We start from the raw sequence: 20,841 nt of genomic DNA on the forward strand, positions 1-20,841 counted from the left end.
ACTCTCTGAGGCTTTCCTCCGGGCTTTTCCCTTCGGTCTTGCGTTTCCGACTCTATCAGACTCTTTCGTGTCCGATTCCCGGTCGAAGCGGGGCCACTTTCCAGTTCCACGCTTTCGCGTTTCCCTTTCCAGCGAGTCCGACTCTATCAGGCCTTTTCCATTCCCTTGACCAACCACCTGCAGGCATGCGGGTGCCGATCCGGGTTTAGATTCGGGTCTTGAAAGTCGCCACCGACCCCCGACGTGAAGTCGTGGTGGGGCCAGGCAGGGGTATGACAGTACAGGCCTCCGGGAGTCGAGGCAAATCGTTTCCGGTGCTCTTCTAGGGTCGCGAACCGTCAGGACTCGGGCGGAACCGGAACTTCCCATGACTTACTCTGCTGAACAGCACGGCGTCGTCCGCAAGGCGTGACGGCGCCATTCGAGCTCCACCCCTGGGAGGTTCCCCATGACCACTGTGACGTCCCCCCTTGCCGGACGTGCCATCGGGCTCGCCGCCGTACCGGACCCGGTCTTCTCCGGCGCGATGGTGGGGCCTGGAACCGCCATTGATCCCGTACGTGAGCCGTCCGAGGCAGTCTCGCCCGTCGACGGCATCGTCGTCTCCCTTCACCCGCACGCGTTCGTCGTCGTGGACGAGCACGGGCACGGCGTGCTCGTGCACCTCGGCATCGACACCGTTCAGCTCAACGGCGAGGGCTTCGAACTGCTCGTGAACAAGGGGGACACGGTCACCCGCGGTCAGGGCATCGTGCAATGGGACCCCGCGGGCGTCGAGGCGCTCGGAAAGTCTCCCGTGTGCCCGATCGTCGCACTGGAAGCCACCGCTGATTCCCTCTCCGACCTCCGCGAGGACGGCGACGTGAAGCTCGGTGACACATTGTTCGGCTGGCAGTGACGGGCTCGGCACAGTGACAGCCGACTGGATATCCATCGCGGGGGCAGGGACCGCCGCACGACCGGAGACGGGTGACATGGAGACAACGCTGCGAGGCGTCGGTGTGAGCCACGGAGTGGCGATCGGCGAGGTGCGTCATATGGGTACGGCGGTACTCGAACCGCCGGCCAAGCAGATCCCGGCCGAGGACGCGGAGCGTGAGCAGGGGCGCGCTCGCCAGGCGGTGGAGGCCGTGGCGGCCGACCTGATCGCACGCGGCAATCTCGCCGGTGGCGAGGCTCAACACGTACTGGAGGCCCAGGCCATGATGGCCCAGGACCCCGAGTTGATGACTGATGTCGAGCGGCGTATCGCCGTCGGCAGCAGTGCCGAGCGCGGCGTGTACGACGCGTTCGCCTCCTACCGGGCGCTGCTGGCCAACGCCGGGGAGTACCTGGCGGGGCGCGTCGCCGACCTCGACGACGTGCGCAACCGGATCGTGGCCCGGCTGCTCGGCGTGCCGATGCCCGGTGTGCCGGACAGCGACGAGCCCTACGTGCTCATCGCGCGGGATCTCGCGCCCGCCGATACGGCGCTCTTGGACCCGGCACTGGTGCTCGGCTTCGTGACCGAGGAGGGCGGGCCCACCAGCCACAGCGCGATTCTCGCGCGAGCGCTCGGGGTGCCTGCCGTGGTGGCGCTCCCCGGCGCCGGTGAGCTGGCCGAGGGCACGGTCATCGCGGTGGACGGCAGCACGGGTGAGATCTTCGTCGAGCCCAGTGCCGAGAAGCGGGCCGAGATGGAGAGCGCCGCTGCGGCCCGCAAGGCCGCGCTGTCCGCTTCGACCGGCCCGGGTGCGACTTCGGACGGTCACAAGATCCCGCTGCTCGCCAATGTGGGCGGGCCGGGCGATGTGCCGGCGGCGGTCGAGGCCGGTGCGGAGGGCGTGGGGCTGTTCCGTACCGAGTTCCTCTTTCTGGACGACAGCGAGCGGGCGCCGTCCGAGGAGAAGCAGGTCGCGGCCTACCGCGCGGTGCTCGAGGCATTTCCCGAGGGACGTGTCGTGGTGCGGGTCCTGGACGCCGGCGCCGACAAGCCGCTGGACTTCCTGACCCCGGCGGACGAGCCGAACCCCGCTCTGGGTGTGCGTGGGCTCCGGAGCCTGCTGGACCACCCCGATGTGCTGCGGACCCAGCTGACCGCGCTGGCGAAGGCGGCCGAGGGCCTGCCCGTCCACCTTGAGGTCATGGCCCCGATGGTGGCGGACCGTGCGGACGCGAAGGCGTTCGCCGACGCCTGTCGTGAGGCCGGTCTGGGTGCGAAGTTCGGTGCGATGGTGGAGATCCCGTCCGCCGCTCTGCGCGCACGCTCGATCCTCCGGGAAGTGGAGTTCCTCTCGCTGGGCACCAATGACCTGGCCCAGTACACCTTTGCCGCCGATCGGCAGGTGGGTGCGGTGTCCCGGCTGCAGGATCCGTGGCAGCCCGCGCTGCTCGACCTGGTGGCACTGTCGGCGCAGGCGGCCGCGGCTGAGGGCAAGAGCTGTGGAGTCTGTGGTGAGGCCGCCTCCGATCCGCTGCTCGCCTGTGTTCTGACGGGGCTCGGTGTGACGTCGCTGTCGATGGGGGCGGCGTCCATTCCCTATGTCCGTGCCACGCTGGCGAAGTACACGCTCGCTCAGTGCGAGCGTGCCGCCTCCGCCGCGCGCGCGACGGACTCCGCCGAAGAGGCGCGCATGGCGGCTCAGGCGGTGCTGTCGGGCGAGTAGTCCTGCGTCGTCCGAGGTGGAGGGGGCTTCCTGCCACGTGGCGGGGAGCCCCCTCGGCCGGTCAGTGGTGCGGCTCCGGTTCATCGGCGCCGAGGTCGAAGCCCGCGCAGTACTCCACCCGCGACTCCGGGGCGACGGGTTCGCCGGTGTCGGCGTCGGTGCAGTAGGCGCTGAATACCTCGCCGGCCGTGAGCGGGGTCAGGCTGCCGCCGACCAGTCGCCAGCCGTGTACCCGGTCGTCGGTGCCGGCCCTGCTCGTGCGGAGTACGACTCCCCCGGGCTTTTCGAGGGCGATGCCGACGGCGAGCACCGTGACGAACTCCGTTCCCTCCGCCGATTCGAGGCGGGCGGGCCCGGCGGTGTCGCGCTCGGTGTGCAGGACGGCCAGCAGGTGCTCGTTCTCGGTGGGGGTGCTGCAGACGAGGTGGTGGGTACCCGGTCCGGCCGTCTCCAGCATGCGCAGCAGGAGGTGGGAGGCCCGGTCGAAGGCGGCGCGGCCGATGTCCTGGCCGCAGTCCGCGCATTCTCCGAGTTCGGCCAGGAGCATCGTGGCGTACTCCCAGGTGGCCTGGCGGACGGCTCGGCCGACCAGGAGCGGGATCAGACTGTCGATGGTCTGTCCGGTGTACGCGACGGTGGCACCGGCCGAGGCGATTTCGGCGGTGAAGCGGCTGCGGCTCGCGGGGGCGTCGGGAGCGATTCCTGACTCGCGGCAGAACCCCGCGTACTCCTCCGGGTCGAAGAGAGCGACCGTGGTGTGCATCCCCTGTGCGGCGAGGGTCTTGAGCAGGCCCTCGACCTGCCGCAGATAGACGGTGTGGTCGTCGAAGGTGAAGGTGCGGTAGCGCTGCATCGCCGCGAAGTCCTGCTCGTCGGCCAGGAGGCCGATGGTGCTCGGTGCTTCGCGGCGCAGCGTGCGTCGCATGGATGTGCCCGACCGGCTGGAACCGCTGGTCGTGATGTGCCTGGTGTTCCTGGTTCGCGCCATGATTCCCCCAGTGCGCTGTCGATCATTGCTCACTCAGAGTAATTACGGGCACTGACAACGCGGCCGGTCAGTGACGCTTGCGGGCGAGGTCCTCGTAGAAGTGGAGGAGTTCGAGGTTGTCGATCGAGCCGGGATTGACCGCCTTGGCCAGCGCCGTGCCTTGGAGAAGACGCTTGACCGGAACCTCGATGCGCTTGCCGGTGAGGGTGTGCGGGATGCCGGGGACCTCGATGACCTCGTCCGGAACATGGCGCGGGGAGAGGTTCTCGCGGATGGTCCGCTTGATGCTGTCGCGCAGGTCGTCGTCGAGTGCGGCGCCATCGGCGAGGTGGACGAAGAGCGGCATCCAGTAGCCGCCGTCGGGTTCCTCGATGCCGATGACGAGGGATTCCCGGATCTCGGGAAGCCGTTCGACCGCTTCGTAGATGTCCGCGGAGCCCATCCGTACGCCCTGGCGGTTGAGCGTGGAGTCGGAACGGCCGTGGATGACGACCGAGCCGTGCTCGGTGAGCGTGATCCAGTCTCCGTGGCGCCAGACGCCGGGGTACATGTCGAAGTAGCTGTCGTGGTACCGGCTGCCGTCGGGGTCGTTCCAGAAGCGGATCGGCATGGAGGGCATGGGGGCGGTGACGACGAGTTCGCCCACCTCTCCGACGAGTGGCTTGCCCGCGGGGTCCCAGGACCGGAGGTCCGTGCCGAGGCAGGGGGCCTGGAGTTCGCCGATGTGCACCGGAAGGGTGGGGACCGCGCCGGCGAAGCAACTGCAGACGTCCGTCCCGCCGCTGACGGAGGCGATCCACAGGTCGTCCGCGACTTCGTCGTGGAGCCAGCGGAATCCGTCGGGCGGGAGCGGGGATCCGGTGGTGGCCACGCATTGGATGCGTGAGAGGTCGAAGTCGCGGCCCGGGTGGATACCGGCCTTGCGGCAGGCCATGACGTAGGCGGCGGAGGTGCCGAAGAGGGTTGTTCCGGTCTGTTCGGCGACGCGCCACTGAGCGCTGACGTCCGGGTAGCCGGGGCTTCCGTCGTACAGGACGAGAGTGGTTCCGGTGAGCAGGCCCGAGACGAGGAAGTTCCACATCATCCAGCCGGTGGAGGTGTACCAGAAGAACCGGTCGTCGGGGCCGAGGTCGCAGTGCAGGCCCACCTGCTTGAAGTGTTCCAGCAGGATGCCGCCCTGGGACTGGACGATCGCCTTCGGGAGCCCGGTGGTCCCGGAGGAGTACAGCACCCACAGCGGATGGTCGAAGGGGACCTGTTCGAAGACGGGCTCGGTGTCCGCGGCGGTGAGGGCGGACCATTCGAGGGCGCCGTCCGGGGCCTCGGTGCCCAGCAGCGGAATGTGGACGACGGCGCGCAGGGTGGGCAGTTCGCGGCGCAGCTCGGCGACCGTGTCGGTGCGGTCGTGCTCCTTGCCGCCGTAGCGGTAGCCGTCGACGGTGAAGAGGACGACGGGTTCGACCTGCTGGAAGCGGTCGAGGACGCTGCGGGCGCCGAAGTCGGGGGCGCAGGACGTCCAGACGCCGCCGACGGCCGCGGTGGCGAGGAAGGCGACGACGGCCTGGGGGATGTTGGGGACGTACGCGCTGACGCGGTCACCCGGTGTGACGCCGAGGGCGCGGAGTTCGGCTGCGAGCGATCCGACCCGGCGGCGGAGTTCGGACCACGAGAGAGCGGCCTGGGTGTGGGTCTCGTCGACGTGGAGCAGGGCTGGGGCGTCGGCGCGCAGGGGGTCTTCCGCGGTGCGCAGGGCGTGTTCGGCGTAGTTGAGGGTGGCGCCGGGGAACCATTGGGCGCCGGGCATGGTGCGATTGCCGAGGACGGACTCGTACGGGGTGGAGAAGCGTACGTCGAACCAGTCGGCGACGGCCTGCCAGAAGGTGTCGAGTTCGTCGACCGACCAGCGGTGCAGGGCCGGGTAGCCGCCATCGGCCGGTGCTCCGTACCGCTCGGCCGCCCAGCTCTGGAAGCGGGTGACGGCCGCGGCCGCGACGCGGTCGGGGCCGGGCTGCCAGAGGGGGGCTTCGTTGGCTGCTGCGGTCATGGGGCGGCTCCCTGGCTGTACGGATACGCGGGATGGGCGTGGGTCCGCGCACACGTGCTGGGGTGTGCGCGTGAGGCGGCTTTTACGGACGATGCCATGTGATCGTCTTTCGCACCAGGGTTCACCACCCATGGTCGCGTGTCCGGACATGTGGTCCGGCCACGGGTGAACGGAAGTTGAACGAAGCCCGCACCCGCCCTGTCGGATGGCAGGGTGAGCTGCATGGACGGTCGTGACCTGGTGCGCTCGGTGAAGATGGTCGGTTCGGTGCAGGGGCTGCGCACGGTGCGCGCCTCCTGGCGCCGCCGGAATGCGGATGCGCGGGCACTGCCGCGGCGCGGTGCGGAGCGGGCCAGAGTGCCGGGCCTGGTGGTGGGGGCGGAACCGGGGCCGGGCGGGGGTGTGGTGCGCTTCGCGCGTTCGGAGCTGCGGGTCCGGGTGTCGGTGGGCGGTGCGGTGTTCTGGGGCTGGGACGGGGCGGAGCCGTTGCCGTCGTACGCACTGGCCGGTGCGGCGCCCGAGGCGGATCCGCGGGCCGGACTGGAGCCGGACAAGGACGGTGGCTGGCAGGTGGTGTCCGAGCGGCTGACCGTCGCGGTGTCGCGGCACGGGGCCGTGGAGCTGCGTACGCCTGGCGGGGTGGTGCTCCGGCGCGAGCTGCCGCCGCGCTGGTGGGAGCCGGTCGCGGGTGGAGCCGCGCGGTGGGTCCAGCGCTCCGAGGTACCCGCGGACGCCCGGTTCTTCGGGCTCGGCGGACGGGCGTCCGGGCCTCGGCTGCGCGACGGGGTGTACGCGCTGTGGAACACCGATCCGGGTGGGCGCTTCGGGCCGGACGACGATCCGCTGTATCTGACGATGCCGGTGCAGTTGGTGGTCTCCGACGCGGGGACGCATCTGGTGTTCCACGACAACACCTGGTCGGGGAAGGTGAAGCTGCGGGAGGGTGAGGAGGGTGCGGGATCCGGCCATGACCGGCCGGGGATGTGTGAGGTACGGATGGACGGGGGGCCGCTGCGCTGTTGGGTGATGGCCGGTACTCCGGCACGGGTGCTGCAGAGCTGGACGGCGCTCTCGGGTGCGCCGGCACTGCCGCCGTCCTGGGCGTTGGGACCGCAGCATGCCCGTTGGGGGTTCGGGAGCGAACGGGAGGTCCGGCGGATCGTCGCGGGGTACCGGGAGCGGGGGCTGCCGCTGTCCGTACTGCATCTGGACATCGACCACTACGACGCGCATCGGGTCTTCACCGTCGACCGTGAGCGCTTTCCCGATCTGCCGGGGCTGGCCAAGGAATTGCGTGAGGACGGGGTACGGCTGGTGTCGATCGTCGATCCCGCGGTGAAGGCGGAGCCGGGGAACGCGGTGTTCGACACGGGTACGGCGGTCGGCAGCGGTGGCGCGTTCGTCCGGGACGCCCGGGGCCGGGTGGTGCGCGGGGAGGTGTGGCCGGGTGAGTGCGTGTATCCGGACTTCACCGATCCGCGGGTGCGGGAGTGGTGGGGCGGTCTGTACGAGGAGCGGCTCGCGCAAGGGTTCTCCGGGGTGTGGCACGACATGAACGAGCCGGTGTCGTTCGCGGCGTTCGGGGATCCCACGCTGCCGCGGTCGGCGCGGCATTGTCTGGAGGGCCGCGGGGGCGATCACCGCGAGGCCCACAACGTCTACGGTCTCGCGATGGCGCGTGCCGGGTACGAAGGGCTTCGTCGGCTGCGGCCGGAGACACGTCCGTTTCTGTTCTCGCGTTCCGGCTGGGCGGGGATGCAGCGGTACGGGGGCACCTGGTCCGGTGATGTGGGGACCGGCTGGCCCGGACTTCGGGCCTCGCTGGCGCTGGTGCTGGGGCTGGGGCTGTGCGGGGTCCCGTATTCGGGGCCGGACATCGGCGGGTTCGACGGGTCGCCGTCGCCCGAGTTGTATCTGCGGTGGTTCCAGCTCGGTGCGTATCTGCCGCTGTTCCGTACCCATGCGGCGATCGACGCGGGGCGGCGGGAACCGTGGGAATTCGGCCCGCGGGTGCTTGAGCACGCGCGGGCCGCGCTGGAGGAACGGGAGCGGCTTCGTCCGTATTTCGTGACGCTGGCGCAGCTGGCCCGGCTGACCGGTGCCCCGTATGTGCGACCGCTCTGGTGGCGGGCCCCCGGGGAGCGGGCGTTGCGGGAGTGCGAGGACGCCTTCTTGCTGGGTGACGCGCTGCTCGTGGCGCCGGTGCTGGAGCGCGGCGTGGATCGCCGGGCGGTGCGGTTGCCGCGTGGGCGTTGGTACGACACGGCGACGGGCGAGGTGTACGAGGGGCCCGGTCAGGTGTTGCTCGATGCTCCGCTGTCACGGGTGCCGGTGCTGGCGCGGGCCGGTTCGGTGCTGCCGGTGCGGGGTGCGGACGGGGGTGTGGAGCTGGAGGTGTGGGCTCCGGCCGCGGGGCGCAGAGGGGGCGGTCCGGTGGTCCGGGACGCGGGTGACGGCTGGGAGCGGGTGGAGGTCGAGCGGTACACGTCGCGGCTGGTGGACGGGAAGGTTCTGGTGGAGCGGGAGGGCGAGGAGGGGCCGGTGGACCACCCGGTGCGCGTACGCGGCCTGTAGGCCGGGCAGTCGTGCGGCGAGGGGGCGGGCCGGTCAGTGGTATCCGCCCTCGAACCAGGTGCGGGCAGCCAGGGTGTGCAGCGGGAAGGCGAGTTCGGTGGGTGCGCGCAGCAGTCGGAAGCCGCTCGTCTCCTCGGTCGGCCCGGAGGGTGGGAGCTCGGCTGCGGGTCGCTCCGGGAGCAGGCCGAAGAGGAGCAGGTGGCCGTCCGGGGCGCTGAGGGCGTCGGCGAGGCGGACGTCCTGTTCGTCGGCCTCGACGCAGGTCTCCTCACGGAGTTCACGTACGACGGCGTGCCTCCAGTCCTCGTCGTGGTCGATGAAGCCGCCGGGGAGGGCGAGTCCGCCGCGTCGGGGCGGGATGGCACGGATGACGGTGACGAGTCCGGTGCCGTCCCGGTCGGCGACGGGAAGCAGGGCCACGGCGACCGGCAACGGGTTGCGGTAGGCCGTGTCGCCGCAGACGGCGCAGGTGCGGGGCCAGGTGGGGGACGTCGAGGCGGCGTACGGCGCTCCGCAGCTCCCGCAGTGGGAGTCCTTGACCGGCTTCTCGGAGTTGCTCGGGGGGTCGGACACGCGCGGACTGTATCGGATCGCCCACCGGGTGGCTCCGCATTGCTGGATTATGTGCTCATGACAGGTATCGCTTCCGCTCTCCGTGCCCTGGCGGCCGCTGCCGCCGCCCTGCTCGCCGTCACCGCCACCGCCCCCGCCGCGCAGGCGGATCCCGAGCCGAAAGCGTCCGGGGAATTCGTCGCACTGCGTTCGGTGGATCCGACGATCATCCAGGAGATGCGCTACCCCACCGCGCACAACTTCATGGGCGTGCCGGTGGACGGCTACCGCCAACCGCTCTGCATCCTGACCCGGCCCGCGGCCCGGGCCCTGCACCACGCCCAGACCCGCCTGCTGCGCCAGGGCTACTCGCTGAAGGTGTACGACTGTTACCGGCCGCAGCGGGCAGTCGACCACTTCGTGCAGTGGGCGAAGGATCTCGGCGACGAGACGATGAAGGGCGAGTTCTATCCCCGGGTCGACAAGTCGCGGCTGTTCGCCGACGGTTACATCGCCGAGAAGTCCGGGCACAGCCGTGGCAGCACGGTGGACCTGACGTTGGTGAAACTGCCCGCCGCACCGACGGGACCGTACCTGCCGGGAGGGAAGCAGGCGCCCTGTTACGCACCTCAGGCCGACCGTTTCCCGGACAATTCCGTGGACATGGGCACGGGTTTCGACTGCTTCGACACGCTCTCCCACACCGATGACCCGCGCGTCCAGGGGGCCCAGCGAGCCAATCGGCAGTTCCTGAAGAAGACGCTGACCGACGCCGGCTTCGTGAATCTGGCCGAGGAATGGTGGCACTACACCTTCAAGCCCGAGCTGTTCCCTGACACGTACTTCGACTTCCCCGTGGCCCGGAGGTCCGTCGCGGGGCACTGACGCGAGAGGGGGAACGGGTGGCCCCTCCGGGTTGCGGCCACCCGTTCCCCCTCTCGGACACGGATCGACCGTTTCCGGTGGCCATGTGAGCCATTACGGTGCCCGTATGTCACAGCAGACGTTCGATTCATATGAAGAGTTCTGGCCCTACTACGTCGCGATGCACTCCAGGGCCGCGACCCGGTGGGTCCATCTGACGGGCACCCTCACCGGACTCGCGATCACCGCCTACGGCCTGGCGCGGGGACGCCGGAGGTACGCCGCCGCTCTGCCGCTGATCGGGTACGGGACCGCCTGGCCCGCCCACTTCCTGATCGAGCAGAACAATCCGGCCACCTTCGGGCATCCCGCGTGGTCACTGCGTGGCGACGTGCAGATGATCCGGATGATGCTGGCGGGCCGCGACCGGGAGCTGGCGGAGATCGCGGCCAAGTGGCTTGCCGACAACCGCTGATCCAAGGTGTTTCTGACGCTGCGCCAGGAGCGTGCGGGGCCGGCTCGTCGGTCTTCTTTCCATGTCGGGACGCCTTCTGGCGCGGCCTCGGTGCGCGGACCGACGGTCGACGTGCCGTTCTTGCGACGTGACACGGTCCGGCCGTACGTACAGGGACGGCCGCTGCCCGGACAGCCTGTGCTGCCACCTGTCTTGACGGTCCATCACCCGGGGTGAAAAATCCATGCCCGGTCAGGAAACGACGCGCGGCCCGCACCCCGGTCGGCGGGGGTGCTGGCCGCGTCGACCACGTTGTGGCCGATTGGGCGTCTCCTATGTCGTCGCGGGCTCGCGAGGACGCTCCGCGCGGGCCACCGCGTGCTCGACGACCGTCACGAGTACGTCCCGTGCGGAGGAGCGGTCGCGTGCGTCGCACATGACCACCGGTACCTCCGGATCGAGGTCCAGTGCCGCCTGTACCGTCTCGATGGGGAAGGTGTCGGCCCCCTCGAAGCAGTTGACGGCGACGGTGAACGGGATCGCGCGGCGCTCGAAGTAGTCGACCGCCGCGAAGCAGTCCTCCAGTCGCCTGGTGTCGGCGAGCACGACCGCCCCCAGCGCACCCTGGGCCAGTTCGTCCCACAGGAACCAGAACCGGTCCTGCCCCGGAGTGCCGAAGAGGTAGAGCACCAGGTCCTCGCGGAGCGTGATCCGGCCGAAGTCCATGGCGACAGTGGTCGTGGTCTTCGCCTCCACACCCGCCAGGTCGTCCACCGGGCGGCCCGCCTCGCTGAGTCTCTCCTCCGTGCGCAGCGGCCTGATCTCGCTGACCGCGCCGACCAGAGTCGTCTTGCCCACTCCGAAGCCGCCCGCCACCAGGATTTTCAGGGTAACGGGCTCCACGGGCCGCCTGTTGCGGCTAGAGCGCCCGAAGGCCATTGATCACCTCGCGAAGAATGTTCACATCCGGCAGTTCGGCCGGCGGAACGGGACGGGTTACGTGCACCAGCTCGTCCTCGACGAGATCGCCGACCAGCACCCGGACCACTCCGACGGGGAGATCCAGGCCGGCCGCGAGCTCGGCTATCGACTGGGGCATGTCACTGCAGAGTTCGACGATCTCCACGTGTTCCGGGGAGAGCGTCTGGTCCCGGCCGGGGTCGTCGGCCGCGGGTTCGGGGACGACGACCGCGATCAGGTCGAGCCGATGGCGGGAGGCGCTGCTGGTACGGCCCCGGGTCATCGCGTACGGACGGACCACTGGTCCGGCGTCGGCGTCGTACCATCGCGAGGCCTGCGGGTCCGTCGGCGTGGCCGGTGATCTGGAGGAGTCAGCGCTCATGCCGTCCACTCACCCCCCGGCGGACTGACCGGTGGTCCGGGGTGCGTTGGCCAGGTGGGCACCGACGCGCTTCACCATCAGCGTCATCTCGTAGGCCACCAGACCGACGTCGGAGTCGGCGTCGGCCAGCACGGCGAGACAGCTGCCGTCACCGGCCGCCGTGACGAAGAGGAACGCCTCGTCGAGTTCCACGACGGTCTGGCGGACCCGGCCCGCGTCGAAGTGGCGCCCCACACCTTTGGCGAGGCTGTGGAATCCGGACGCGACGGCCGCCAGATGCTCGCTGTCCTCGCGGGTCAGGTCCTTGGACGTGCCGGTGGCGAGGCCGTCACTGGAGAGCACCAGCGCCTTGTGGATGCTGGCGACGCGCTCGACGAGTTCGTCGAGGAGCCAGTTGAGCTGGCCTGAGCCCCGGCGTGCGGCGTTGGGTGCTGCGGCGTTCGGTGCGGTCATCGACCGTCCCCTCCCGAAGTGGTTCCTTGTGCTGTGTCACCGGGACCGGTCGCGTCCTCGGCGTTCTGCCGACGGCCGCGCTGCCAGCCGCGCTGGAGCGAAGCCATGCGGCTGCGTACCTCGTCCGCGTCCCGTTCGAAGTCCTGAGCCGATTCCGTTCGGGTCGGCTCCGCGTCACGGCCGCCGGTGACCTCGCGCAGCTGCGGGGCGAGGCTGGCCTGCCGGATGCGCCGGGGCAGCCCGCCCACGGTCTCACGGGCCGGGCCCGGGGCCGCCGGGGGCGCGGGCTCGGTGGGTGAGTCGGGCCCTGCGGGTACACCGGGCTCGGCCGGTGGAACGGACCGCGGCGGTGTGCCCGGCTCGGTGGGTTTCCGGAAGCCGGTGGGCTGCCGGGGTCCTGTGGGGTGTCGCGGCTCGGTGGACCCGCCGGTACCGGCCGCGGGGCGCCAGGGACCGGTGGCCACGGGCCTGACCCCGGTGTCGGCAGCGGGGCCGTCGGCGTCGGCCGGGCCGGGTGCGGGATCGCGCTCGGCGCTCGGCGCATGGGAGCGGCCCGCCCCGTCGACCCGGCGGCCGTTCTCGGTGACCAGCGTCGGAGGTTTGCGGCGCGGCAGCGGCACCGGGCCGACGGGCTGCTTCGCCCGTGCACCGGCCGCCGGTTCCCCCACCTGGTCGGAGGCCTGCTGGTGCTGCTCGCGGTCACCGTCGCGCCGCAGATCGCGGGCGCGGAAGATTCCGCCGCGTTCACTCTCGGTGTCGTCGAGGTCGGAAGCGCCGCGCAGCAGGGGGGCCAGACCGGCGTCGAGCACCGGGTCGAGTGCGGGGTCGCTCTCGAAGCCCATTGCTCCCACGGGCCCTTCGAGCTCGACCGGCCCGTCCAGGAGGGCCGGGTCGACGAGGCCGGTAGGGACGGGGGCGAGACCGGAAGGCCTGCCGTTGGCCCGACGGTCCGGCCCCCCGTCCCTGCGGTCCTTGTCGCTACCCGGTCCCTGACCGGCTGCCCGCGCACCACCGCCGATCGCCTTCTCGGACCGGCGGTCGAGGCGGAATCCGGTGCCGTGCGTCTCCGGGGCGTCCGTGAGCAGCGCCGCAGGGATGAAGACGACGGCGGTCGTGCCGCCGTACGGGGACTTCTGCAGCGAGACACGGACGTTCTGCCGCTGGGCGAGGCGGCTGACCACGAAGAGGCCCAGCCGGTCGGTGTCGGAGAGTTCGAACTCGGGGGTCTCGGCGAGCCTCAGGTTGGCGTCGAGGAGGACGTCGGGGGGCATGCCGAGACCACGGTCGTGGATCTCCAGCGTGAAGCCGTTGGCGACGCGTTCACCGTGTACCTGGACCGCGGTGTGCGGGGGCGAGAACACGGTGGCGTTCTCAAGGAGTTCGGCGATCAGATGGGTGAGGTCGGCGACGGCGGGGCCGCCCACTCCGATGCGGGGGAGCCGACGGACCTCGATCCGTTCGTAGTCCTCGACCTCGGCGACCGCCGCCCGTACCACGTCCATCAGCTGGATCGGCTTGCGCCACTGACGGGAAGGTGCGGCACCGGAGAGGATCACCAGACCCTCGGCATGGCGCCGCATACGGGTGGTCAGATGGTCGAGACGGAAGAGGTCCGCGAGTTCGTCCGTGTTCTCGGTGCGGCGCTCCATCGCGTCCAGGAGCGTCAGCTGCCGGTGCAGGAGCACCTGGTTGCGGCGGGCGAGGTTGACGAAGACCTCGGACACCCCGCGCCGCATGTCCGCCTGCTTGACCGCGGCTTCGACAGCGGCCCGTTGCAGGGTGTTGAGGGCCTGGCCGACCTGGCCGATCTCGTCGCGCTCGTACTGCAGGTGCGGTGCTTCGGTCTCGACGTCGACCTGTTCGCCCGCGGCGAGCCTGCGCATCACGCTCGGCAGCCGTATCCCGGAGACCTCATGGGCGTCCTTACGGAGCCGGGAGAGGTCACGGATGAGCTCCCGGCCGATGCGCACGGAGACGAACACCGAGGCGAGCAGGGCGAGGAAGCCGAGGACGCCCGCGATCCCGGCCTTGATCAGAACGCTGTAGCCGGCCGGCTTCCCACGGTCCTGGAAGCGGTTGTTCAGTTCGGTGGAGTCGTTGGCCAGCCGGTCCAGGACCGGCGGTGCCACTTCCTGCCAACGCTCGGCGTCGACCGCACGTGGTTCGTCGGTGGGACCGGCGGCGATGAGCGTGTTCTCGGTGGTCCTCAGCGCTTCGCTGTCCGGGCTCGCCCAGTACTGCTCCACGCGCCGGCGCTCCGACGCGGGCAGCATCTCGCCGTTGATCTCGTAGAGCAGCTTGCGATTGGCGACGAGGGCGGAGATCTGGCGCAGTTCGGAAGCGGTCAGCCGCCCGGCGATGAGTGCAGACGCGACCAGGGCGTCCTCGCGGGAGAGCATTTCGCGGGCTCGTGAGATGCCGACCAGCGCACGGACCTGCTTGTCCATCGATACGTTCTCCATCGTGCGGAGACCGGTCAGAAAGCGGTAGCAGGGATCTATGAGCCGGTCGTAGAACTCCATTGCCTTCAGGCGGTCGATGGTGCGTTTGTCGACCGATTCGCGGAGCGCACCCAGACCCTCGACCGTGCCGAGGACCGAGTTCAGCTGCGTTTCGTCCTCGGGTCTCAGTGCGTCGCGAATGTCCTGCTGTCGTGCACTGTCCCGGACGTCCGCCACGACGCGGTCGGTGTTCGCGCGCCGGCGCTGCAGAAGGGGGAGGGCGTTGGAGGCCCGGGGATCGGCGAGGAAGACGAGAGTCTGACGGCGCTCGTCCTGAATCGCGCGGACGGTGTCCTCCAGAGGATGACCGACCTTCTCCACGACGGTGCTCGCACTCATCAGGTGGCCGGCCTCACGCCCCGTCAGGAAGGTGGCGAAACCCCAGAGCCCGGTGAGGGAGACGAGCGGCACCAGGAGCAGCGCCACGATCTTCCTGCGGATGGACTTCCCGCGAAAGCGCATGGCCTCCCCCAGCCCGACCCCACGGGGCGGGGGTCGTGTTCCGTCAACAAACGGCGCGAGCCTACTACCGACAGAGAGACAACCCGAAGAGATGTCCGGACGATTTTCAGCCGCGCTCCTCGGCGTCGATCATGAGTTGTCCCGGTATTCCGGGCAATGAAATTCACGAAAGCGACAGAAGAGACCTGTCAGAGCTTCACGTTGCCCGGCGGGGCAGTTGGCTGGAATTCTTCGCTCGATGACGGTTCGGGGGAATCTTCACGGCTGTTCACTCGTCTCTCTGTACGGGGCAGGGAGAACACGGGGAGTGCCCGGGGCAGGATGGTCCGATCCGCTCGCGTAGAAATGACGCATGCCGGGCAGCAACCCTGAGGTCGGACAGCGGTGGGGAGTTGAGGTTCCTTGGATACGGAAGAGCGTCGGAGGCCGGCGCCGTCGGCACCGGCCGCGACGACGGCCCCGGCGGTGACCGTCGGGGCGAATATCCCGCGCCAGCGGCGGCAACTCTGGGTGGAGGAGCCTGCGACGCGGCGGCGGATGCCGGACCCGGTCCGCACCGCCGCCGTGCGTGCCGTACTCATCATGTCGCTGACGATCATCCAGGCCATGGTGGCGTTCCTCTGCACGCTGACGGGCTCCTGGCTGGCCTTTCCGATGGTGCTGAGCAGCGTGGGCAGCACGGTGGTCGCAACCTGGTCGGTGCTGGACGTCTGGATCACCCGGCAGGTCTGGAATCAACGCAACGGCGTGGTGTCCATGCCGAGCAGTTCGGCGCGGCAGTTGCGCCGTGAGCGCCGCAGAGCCCGCCGGGCGGCGCGGACCGCACAGCGTGAGGAAGCCCGGATACGCCGCCGGGGCGCGGGCAGCCTCTCGCGGGCCTGAGGACATCGGCCCCACCCGCCGGACAGGGCCACCGGTGCTCGGAGGGCTCCGGGCCCTGTCCGGCGGACAGGCCCTGACCCCGGCGGGGTGTCATCAAGGGACGGGTGCCGCGAGGTGTTCCTGTTCCTCGCCCCTGCCCATCGTGCTCACCCGCCGTGCCCGTTCCCCACGCCCGCCTCGTGGTGCCGATCGTGTGCTCGTTTCGCGCCTGCTCTTCGTGCTCACTCGTCGGACGGGCCCGGGGAGGGGATCCGGGCGCTCTCGGGCGGTGTCGTCGTGCGCTTGAACATGCGGGTGGCGGTGATCTCGCCGTGCACCGTCCCACCGTTCGGGTCCTCCTGCGGCAGCCCGGGACGCAGGTGCTCCTCCACGCTGATGTACTTCAGCCCGGCCCGTAGGTCCGCGTCGTTGCGCAACCGGATGACCAGCGGGAATTCGGCGAGCGCCGTGGTGTCGAACAGCCCGGTCGTGTAGAGCAGCTGCACGCCGAGGGCGTCCGACACCGCGCGCTGGAGCTCCAACAGATAGGTGGCGTTGGCACGGCCGATGGGATTGTCCAGGAACAGCGTGCCCGCGTGCCGGTGCTGGTGCCGGTCACGGCCCCGGTCGTTGCTGCGCAGCGCGGCCATCGTGCAGTACAGGGCGATGGCCGCGGTGAGCAGCTGGCCGCCGGAGAAGACGTCGCCCATCTGACCGACCGGAACGCGTTCGGCACGGAGCACCGCGTCCGGCTTGAGGATCTCCACGGCGATGCCCCTGGGTTCCAGTGCCGCCTGCACACCGCGCAGCAGGAGCGACATGCCGTCCCTGCGCAGATCGGAGTTCTTCTTCAGGGCGGCGCGGGTGGCCTCGTCGATGACCACGCCGAGCCGTTCGGTGAGCGTCGCCTGGTCGGGCTCCTCGAAGCGGATCCGGAGGAACTCCTGGCCTGACCACTCCCCCAGTCCTTCGGGGAGCTGCGAGAGCCGCTGGGCGGAGCGGAGGGTGGTGAGCGCGGACTCCACGAGGCCGCGGAGCCGGTCGACGATGGAGTCGCGATTGCGCTCCAACTGGGCCAGCTCGTCGGTGAGGACGCGCAGCCGGGGCGCGAAGGCCGCCGCCCACTTCTCGGCGTGCTCGGGCAGCGCCGCGGCCGGCAGCTCGCGGATCTGCTGCCGGGCGGGCGTACGGACCTGTTCGTAGCGGGTGGAGTTGGCGTGGCGTACGAGGACGTCGCTCGCTTCCCTCACGGCGCTCTCGGCCGAGGACAGGTCGGCGGCGCAGCCACGCAGTGAACGGCGGGCCTCGGCGGCCGACTGCCGGGCCTCGTCGAGACTGCCCGGGTAGGGCTCGGGGGCCTCGGTGTCGTCGTCCGCGCCGTGGTCCCTGAGGAGGTCGCGCAGAAGTGCCGCGGTCTCGTCGAAGCCGCCTGCCGAGTCCTCGGCGGTGCGGTGGGCGTGCAGCAGCTCGGCGTGGGCGGCGCGTGCGGTGTCCAGGGCCGCGGTGGCAAAGGCCAGTTCGGCCGTGGCGGTGCGCAGGAGGTTCTGGGCCTGCTCGGCGTCGGCCGGGACCAGCTCGTCGGGGAGTTCGGTGTGATGGGTCTCGCCGTCGACCGGCGCCAGGCGCTCGGCCTCACCGCGCAGTCGGCCCAACTGCTCGCTCGCGGTGGAGGCCCTGGTCTCCAGCAGGTGGACCAGGGACTCGGCGCGGGCGGCTGCAGCCTGCCGGGACGGGCCGTCGGCGCCGTCCGTGCCTTCGAGAAGCTGGGCGGCCCGGGTGCGGACCTTGTTGGTGAGCCGGTCCAGCTCGGCGAGGGCGGCGCTCTCGTCGCTCTCCGCACGGGCCTGTTCGGCGCGCAGGTCGGCGCCCACACCCACCTTCTCGTACAGCTGGGACGCGGCCCGGTACGCCTCCCGCAGTGCCGGAAGTGCGGGGCGCGGAGTGTCGCCCACGGGCTCCGGGAGGTGCTCCGGCGCGCCCGCGATCTCGGCGCGTTCGGCACGCAGCGCGCGGGCGGTGCGGCGGGCGTCGTCGGCGGCGCGCTGGGCGGCCCTGCGGTCCTCGTCGGCGGCACGGGCCCGCTCCAGGCAGACCGTGGCACGGGCCTCGGACTCGGCCGCCTCGTCGACCAGTTCACGCAGTTTCGCCTGCCAGCCCGCGCGTTCGCGGAGCCGGAAGGCGAGGCCCGCGAGGGCGTCGGCGGCGCGGCGGGCGCGCTGGGCGGCCTCCTGGCGCTCCTCACGGACACGGGCGGTGTCCGCGGCGGCCTCATCGGCCTCGGCCCGCACGGTACGGGCTTCGGCGAGAGCGGCTTCCGCGGACTCGGCGGCCTCACGGGCGGTGTCCGCGGCCTCGGCCAGCTCGGCCAGCATGCCGGGAGGGCAGTCGGCACGCCAGGACCCGATGCGGGCGGCGAGGGAGCGGTCACCGGCCAGGCGGGCCGCGAGGGTCCGGATGTCCTCGTCGCGAGCGGCGGCCCTGCTCCTGAGGGCCTGCCGCTCCTCGTCGGCCGCGTGTTCGTCGTGCATCGCCGGGTTCGGCGGGACGAGGAACACCCCTTCGGTGCTCGCGGCCGAGCCCGCTCCGGTCGCCGGGACGGGTGCGAGCAGTGCGGCGGCGGTGCCCACGGCGACGGCGGAGCGCGGCAGCAGGGCGGCGCCGCTCAGGACGTCGCGGGCGCGGGCGTGCGAGTCGGGGTCGGTGATGACCACGCCGTCGACGAGTTCGGGGCGGGCGGCGAGCACGGACGCGTGGTCGGCGGGGTCGACGGCCTGGGCGAGGTAACGCCAGCCGGGCAGGGCCGGGATGCCGTGCTCGCCGAGGTACTCGACCGTCGCGAGGACATCGGGACCGGGCGGCAGCAGTCCGCCGTCGCCGAGTGCGCCGAGGATGCGGGAGTCGTCGGCGGCCGCGGTGCGCAGTTCGAAGAGGCGGCGCTCCGCCGAGGCGATGCCCTGATCCAGGAGCTCCCGCAATTCGTCGGCGCTGCGGTCGAACTCCTGGACGGTGAGCGGCTGTTGGTGGGCGACCGCCTGTTCGGCCGTGCCGGTGTGCGTGCCGTGGGCGGGCTGCCCTGTCCGACCCGCCTGCTCGGTGGCGCCGGTGGCGGCGGTGCCGGTCGGATCGATGTCCGTTCCTCGGCCGTACGGGGCGTCGGGGTCCGTCTCCGTGCCGGCCGCCGCGCCGCGGGGCCGGGGCACGCCGGTTCCCTGCGCGAGGGGCAGGCCGAGCAGGTCGGCCAGACGGTGGTCGGATGCGAGGGACTCGGCGGCGTCGAGCTCGGCCTCGTACGACTGTTCCGCGGCCTGTGCGGCGTCGGCGGCGCGGGCGGCGGCGAGTTCGGCGCGGCTCTCGGCCGCGGTTGCCTCCCTGGCCAGATCGGCCGCCGCGCGGGCGGCTTCCCTGGCGGTGTCCCATGCGGCGACGGCGGACTGCTCGGCGTCGCTCGCGGCGAGGGCGGCGCGCGCCGGGTCGGCGTCCGGCGCGGTGTCGTCGAGCCAGCCGGCCCGTACCGCCTGCGCCGTCTCCTGCTCGACCTCGGCGAGGCGCTGGCGCAGATGTCCCGCCTCGCTGCGGGCGCGCTGGGCCTCGGTGGCGGCGGTGGTGGCGTCGCGGTGGGCGGTCTCGCCCACGGCCTGGAGAGTGCCGGAGCGCTCCTCCTCCTCGTTGGCCAGTTGCTCACCGGCCTCCGCCGCGGTGTGCAGGGCCCGTACGAGATCGGCGGCGGCTTCTGCCCGGGCGGCGAGCGCGGGCGCGGCGTCCCGCTCGGCCTCGCGGATGGCGACGGCGACCCGCGCGGACCGGTCGGCGGCGGCGCGGTGGCGCAGCACGGCCTCGGCGGCCTGCCAGGCGGAGTGCAGCGTGCGGGCGTCACCCAGCTCGCGCCGCTGGGCGGCCGCGCCCTTCTCCGCCGCGGCCAGGGCCAGCGAGGCATGCCGGTAGGCCAGTTCGGCGGCGATCAGGGCGCTGCGGCTGCGGGCCTCCTCGGCCGTGGTGACGGTGTGCGCGGCGCCCGTCACCTGCTGGGCCAGCTCGGCGGTCCGGCCGCGCTCCTGGCCCGCGCGGGCGGAGAGCCTGCGGGCGAGCGTACGGGTCCGGCGTTCGGCCCCCGCGTGGATGTCCCTGGCACGGGAACGAGTGGCGGTGGCCTCCACGATCCGGCCGAGCAGATCGACCGAGCCCGCGGTGAAGTCGCGCTCCGCGGTCAGCTCCGCCCGGCGGCCCAGCTTGTTGCCGAAGCCGCTCACCAGGTCGGCGAGGCCGTCCGTGTCGCGGGTGTCGGTGACGGCGCGGAGCAGCAGGTCGGTGAAGTCGGAGTCCTTCTTGACCGCGAAGAGGCCGGCCGCCTCGCCCTCGTCGGCGTTCATCTCTCGCTGGTAGCGGAAGAGTTCGGGGTCGAGTCCGAGGTCGCCGAGGTGCTCGTTCCAGCGGTCGTGGATCTCCTCCCAGTGGACATCGAGGTGCTGGTAGAACTTGCCGGCCTCGGTCAGGGCGTCGCGGAAGCCCTTCATCGTCCGCCGTCGGCCCTGTGCGCCGGAGGCGCCTTCGACCGGGCGGTGCACGGAGTTGGCCTCGGCGACCGGCAGGGAGTCCAGGCTGAGTCCGGGCCCGGGGCGGAAGGAGTACCAGGCCTCGGCGAACTTCCTGGGGTCGTTGGAGACCTGGCGTCCACGCCACTCGCTGACCTTGCCGACGACCACGCATTCGCCGGTGAGGGTGTGCTGCCATTCCAGGGCGACATGCCCGCAGTCGTCGGCGAGCAGGAACTTGCGCAGCACGCCGGAACTGGCGCCGCCCAGGGTGTTGCGGTGGCCTGGCAGCATCACCGAGAAGATCAGCTTCAGCAGCACCGACTTCCCGCCGCCGTTCTCCAGGAAGAGCACCCCGGCGGGGGCGGGGCGGCGCGGCGGGCCGATCGGCTCCTCCTCGAAGAACTCCGCCTGGGCCGGGGCGGGGTTGGGCACGGGCTCGCCCACTCCGCGCAGGTCGAGCACGGTGTCGGCATAGCGCGCGCCGGCAGGCCCGATGGAGTAGAGGCGGACCCGGGACAGCTCGTACATGGCGGCGGACTCTCGTCGTTCAGGGAGCGGGGGGAGACGGC

Annotated in this window: 14 protein-coding genes; 6 read left to right on the forward strand and 8 right to left on the reverse strand. The window is 71.3% G+C overall.

Annotation, left to right across the window (positions count from 1 at the left end):
• The first annotated feature begins 448 nt into the window (after positions 1–448).
• Positions 449–898 (forward strand): PTS glucose transporter subunit IIA, encoded by a 450-nt coding sequence (locus tag ACIOHC_RS38190; RefSeq protein ID WP_401846172.1) that lies wholly within the window; start codon positions 449–451, stop codon positions 896–898.
• Between the two features lie 76 nt (positions 899–974).
• Positions 975–2,645, forward strand: coding sequence for a phosphoenolpyruvate--protein phosphotransferase (gene ptsP, locus ACIOHC_RS38195; RefSeq protein WP_351083788.1), 1,671 nt, complete (start codon positions 975–977; stop codon positions 2,643–2,645).
• 61 nt (positions 2,646–2,706) lie between these two features.
• On the opposite strand, the gene ACIOHC_RS38200 is transcribed toward ptsP, so the two are convergent.
• Both ACIOHC_RS38200 and ACIOHC_RS38205 read right to left on the reverse strand, forming a co-directional pair.
• Positions 2,707–3,633, reverse strand: a complete 927-nt coding sequence (locus ACIOHC_RS38200) for a hypothetical protein (RefSeq protein WP_351083785.1) — start codon at positions 3,631–3,633, stop codon at positions 2,707–2,709.
• 67 nt (positions 3,634–3,700) lie between these two features.
• On the reverse strand, positions 3,701–5,677 hold the full coding sequence (locus ACIOHC_RS38205; protein ID WP_365692749.1) for an acetoacetate--CoA ligase: 1,977 nt from the start codon (positions 5,675–5,677) through the stop codon (positions 3,701–3,703).
• A 222-nt stretch (positions 5,678–5,899) separates the two neighbouring features.
• Between ACIOHC_RS38205 and ACIOHC_RS38210 the strand changes: the two genes are divergently transcribed.
• On the forward strand, positions 5,900–8,251 hold the full coding sequence (locus ACIOHC_RS38210; protein WP_401846176.1) for a TIM-barrel domain-containing protein: 2,352 nt from the start codon (positions 5,900–5,902) through the stop codon (positions 8,249–8,251).
• Positions 8,252–8,284: 33 nt separating this feature from the next.
• On the opposite strand, the gene ACIOHC_RS38215 is transcribed toward ACIOHC_RS38210, so the two are convergent.
• Complete coding sequence (locus tag ACIOHC_RS38215) at positions 8,285–8,824, reverse strand: NUDIX domain-containing protein (protein WP_401846178.1); 540 nt, start codon at positions 8,822–8,824, stop codon at positions 8,285–8,287.
• Positions 8,825–8,881: 57 nt separating this feature from the next.
• Here ACIOHC_RS38215 and ACIOHC_RS38220 point away from each other — a divergent pair, with 57 nt between their 5' ends.
• Together ACIOHC_RS38220 and ACIOHC_RS38225 are read left to right on the forward strand one after the other, a co-directional pair.
• The gene (locus ACIOHC_RS38220) at positions 8,882–9,688 is read left to right on the forward strand and encodes a M15 family metallopeptidase (protein WP_389638369.1); all 807 of its coding nucleotides are present in this window, start codon (positions 8,882–8,884) and stop codon (positions 9,686–9,688) included.
• Between the two features lie 106 nt (positions 9,689–9,794).
• Positions 9,795–10,142, forward strand: coding sequence for an Mpo1-like protein (locus tag ACIOHC_RS38225; protein WP_389638367.1), 348 nt, complete (start codon positions 9,795–9,797; stop codon positions 10,140–10,142).
• A 312-nt stretch (positions 10,143–10,454) separates the two neighbouring features.
• On the opposite strand, the gene ACIOHC_RS38230 is transcribed toward ACIOHC_RS38225, so the two are convergent.
• From ACIOHC_RS38230 to ACIOHC_RS38245, 4 genes are read right to left on the reverse strand one after another with little or no spacing between them, the layout of a single operon-like run.
• Entirely contained in the window at positions 10,455–11,060 is a 606-nt protein-coding gene (locus ACIOHC_RS38230) for an ATP/GTP-binding protein (protein ID WP_351083773.1), read from the reverse strand.
• The gene (locus tag ACIOHC_RS38235; protein WP_351083770.1) at positions 11,041–11,463 is read right to left on the reverse strand and encodes a DUF742 domain-containing protein; all 423 of its coding nucleotides are present in this window, start codon (positions 11,461–11,463) and stop codon (positions 11,041–11,043) included. Before ACIOHC_RS38235 ends, ACIOHC_RS38230 begins: the two co-directional genes overlap by 20 nt.
• Before the next feature lie 9 nt (positions 11,464–11,472).
• The gene (locus ACIOHC_RS38240) at positions 11,473–11,916 is read right to left on the reverse strand and encodes a roadblock/LC7 domain-containing protein (protein WP_351083768.1); all 444 of its coding nucleotides are present in this window, start codon (positions 11,914–11,916) and stop codon (positions 11,473–11,475) included.
• Positions 11,913–14,879: a nitrate- and nitrite sensing domain-containing protein gene (locus ACIOHC_RS38245; RefSeq protein WP_389638366.1), complete on the reverse strand. Its 2,967-nt coding sequence runs from the start codon at positions 14,877–14,879 to the stop codon at positions 11,913–11,915. Before ACIOHC_RS38245 ends, ACIOHC_RS38240 begins: the two co-directional genes overlap by 4 nt.
• 402 nt (positions 14,880–15,281) lie before the next feature.
• Here ACIOHC_RS38245 and ACIOHC_RS38250 point away from each other — a divergent pair, with 402 nt between their 5' ends.
• Positions 15,282–15,761, forward strand: a complete 480-nt coding sequence (locus tag ACIOHC_RS38250; RefSeq protein WP_389638365.1) for a hypothetical protein — start codon at positions 15,282–15,284, stop codon at positions 15,759–15,761.
• A 221-nt stretch (positions 15,762–15,982) separates the two neighbouring features.
• Here ACIOHC_RS38250 and ACIOHC_RS38255 read toward each other — a convergent pair whose 3' ends face one another.
• The gene (locus tag ACIOHC_RS38255; RefSeq protein ID WP_389638363.1) at positions 15,983–20,800 is read right to left on the reverse strand and encodes a hypothetical protein; all 4,818 of its coding nucleotides are present in this window, start codon (positions 20,798–20,800) and stop codon (positions 15,983–15,985) included.
• Positions 20,801–20,841: the final 41 nt, after the last annotated feature.

It is taken from the genome of Streptomyces sp. NPDC088252 (genome assembly GCF_044740965.1).
Classification (GTDB): Bacteria; Actinomycetota; Actinomycetes; order Streptomycetales; family Streptomycetaceae; genus Streptomyces.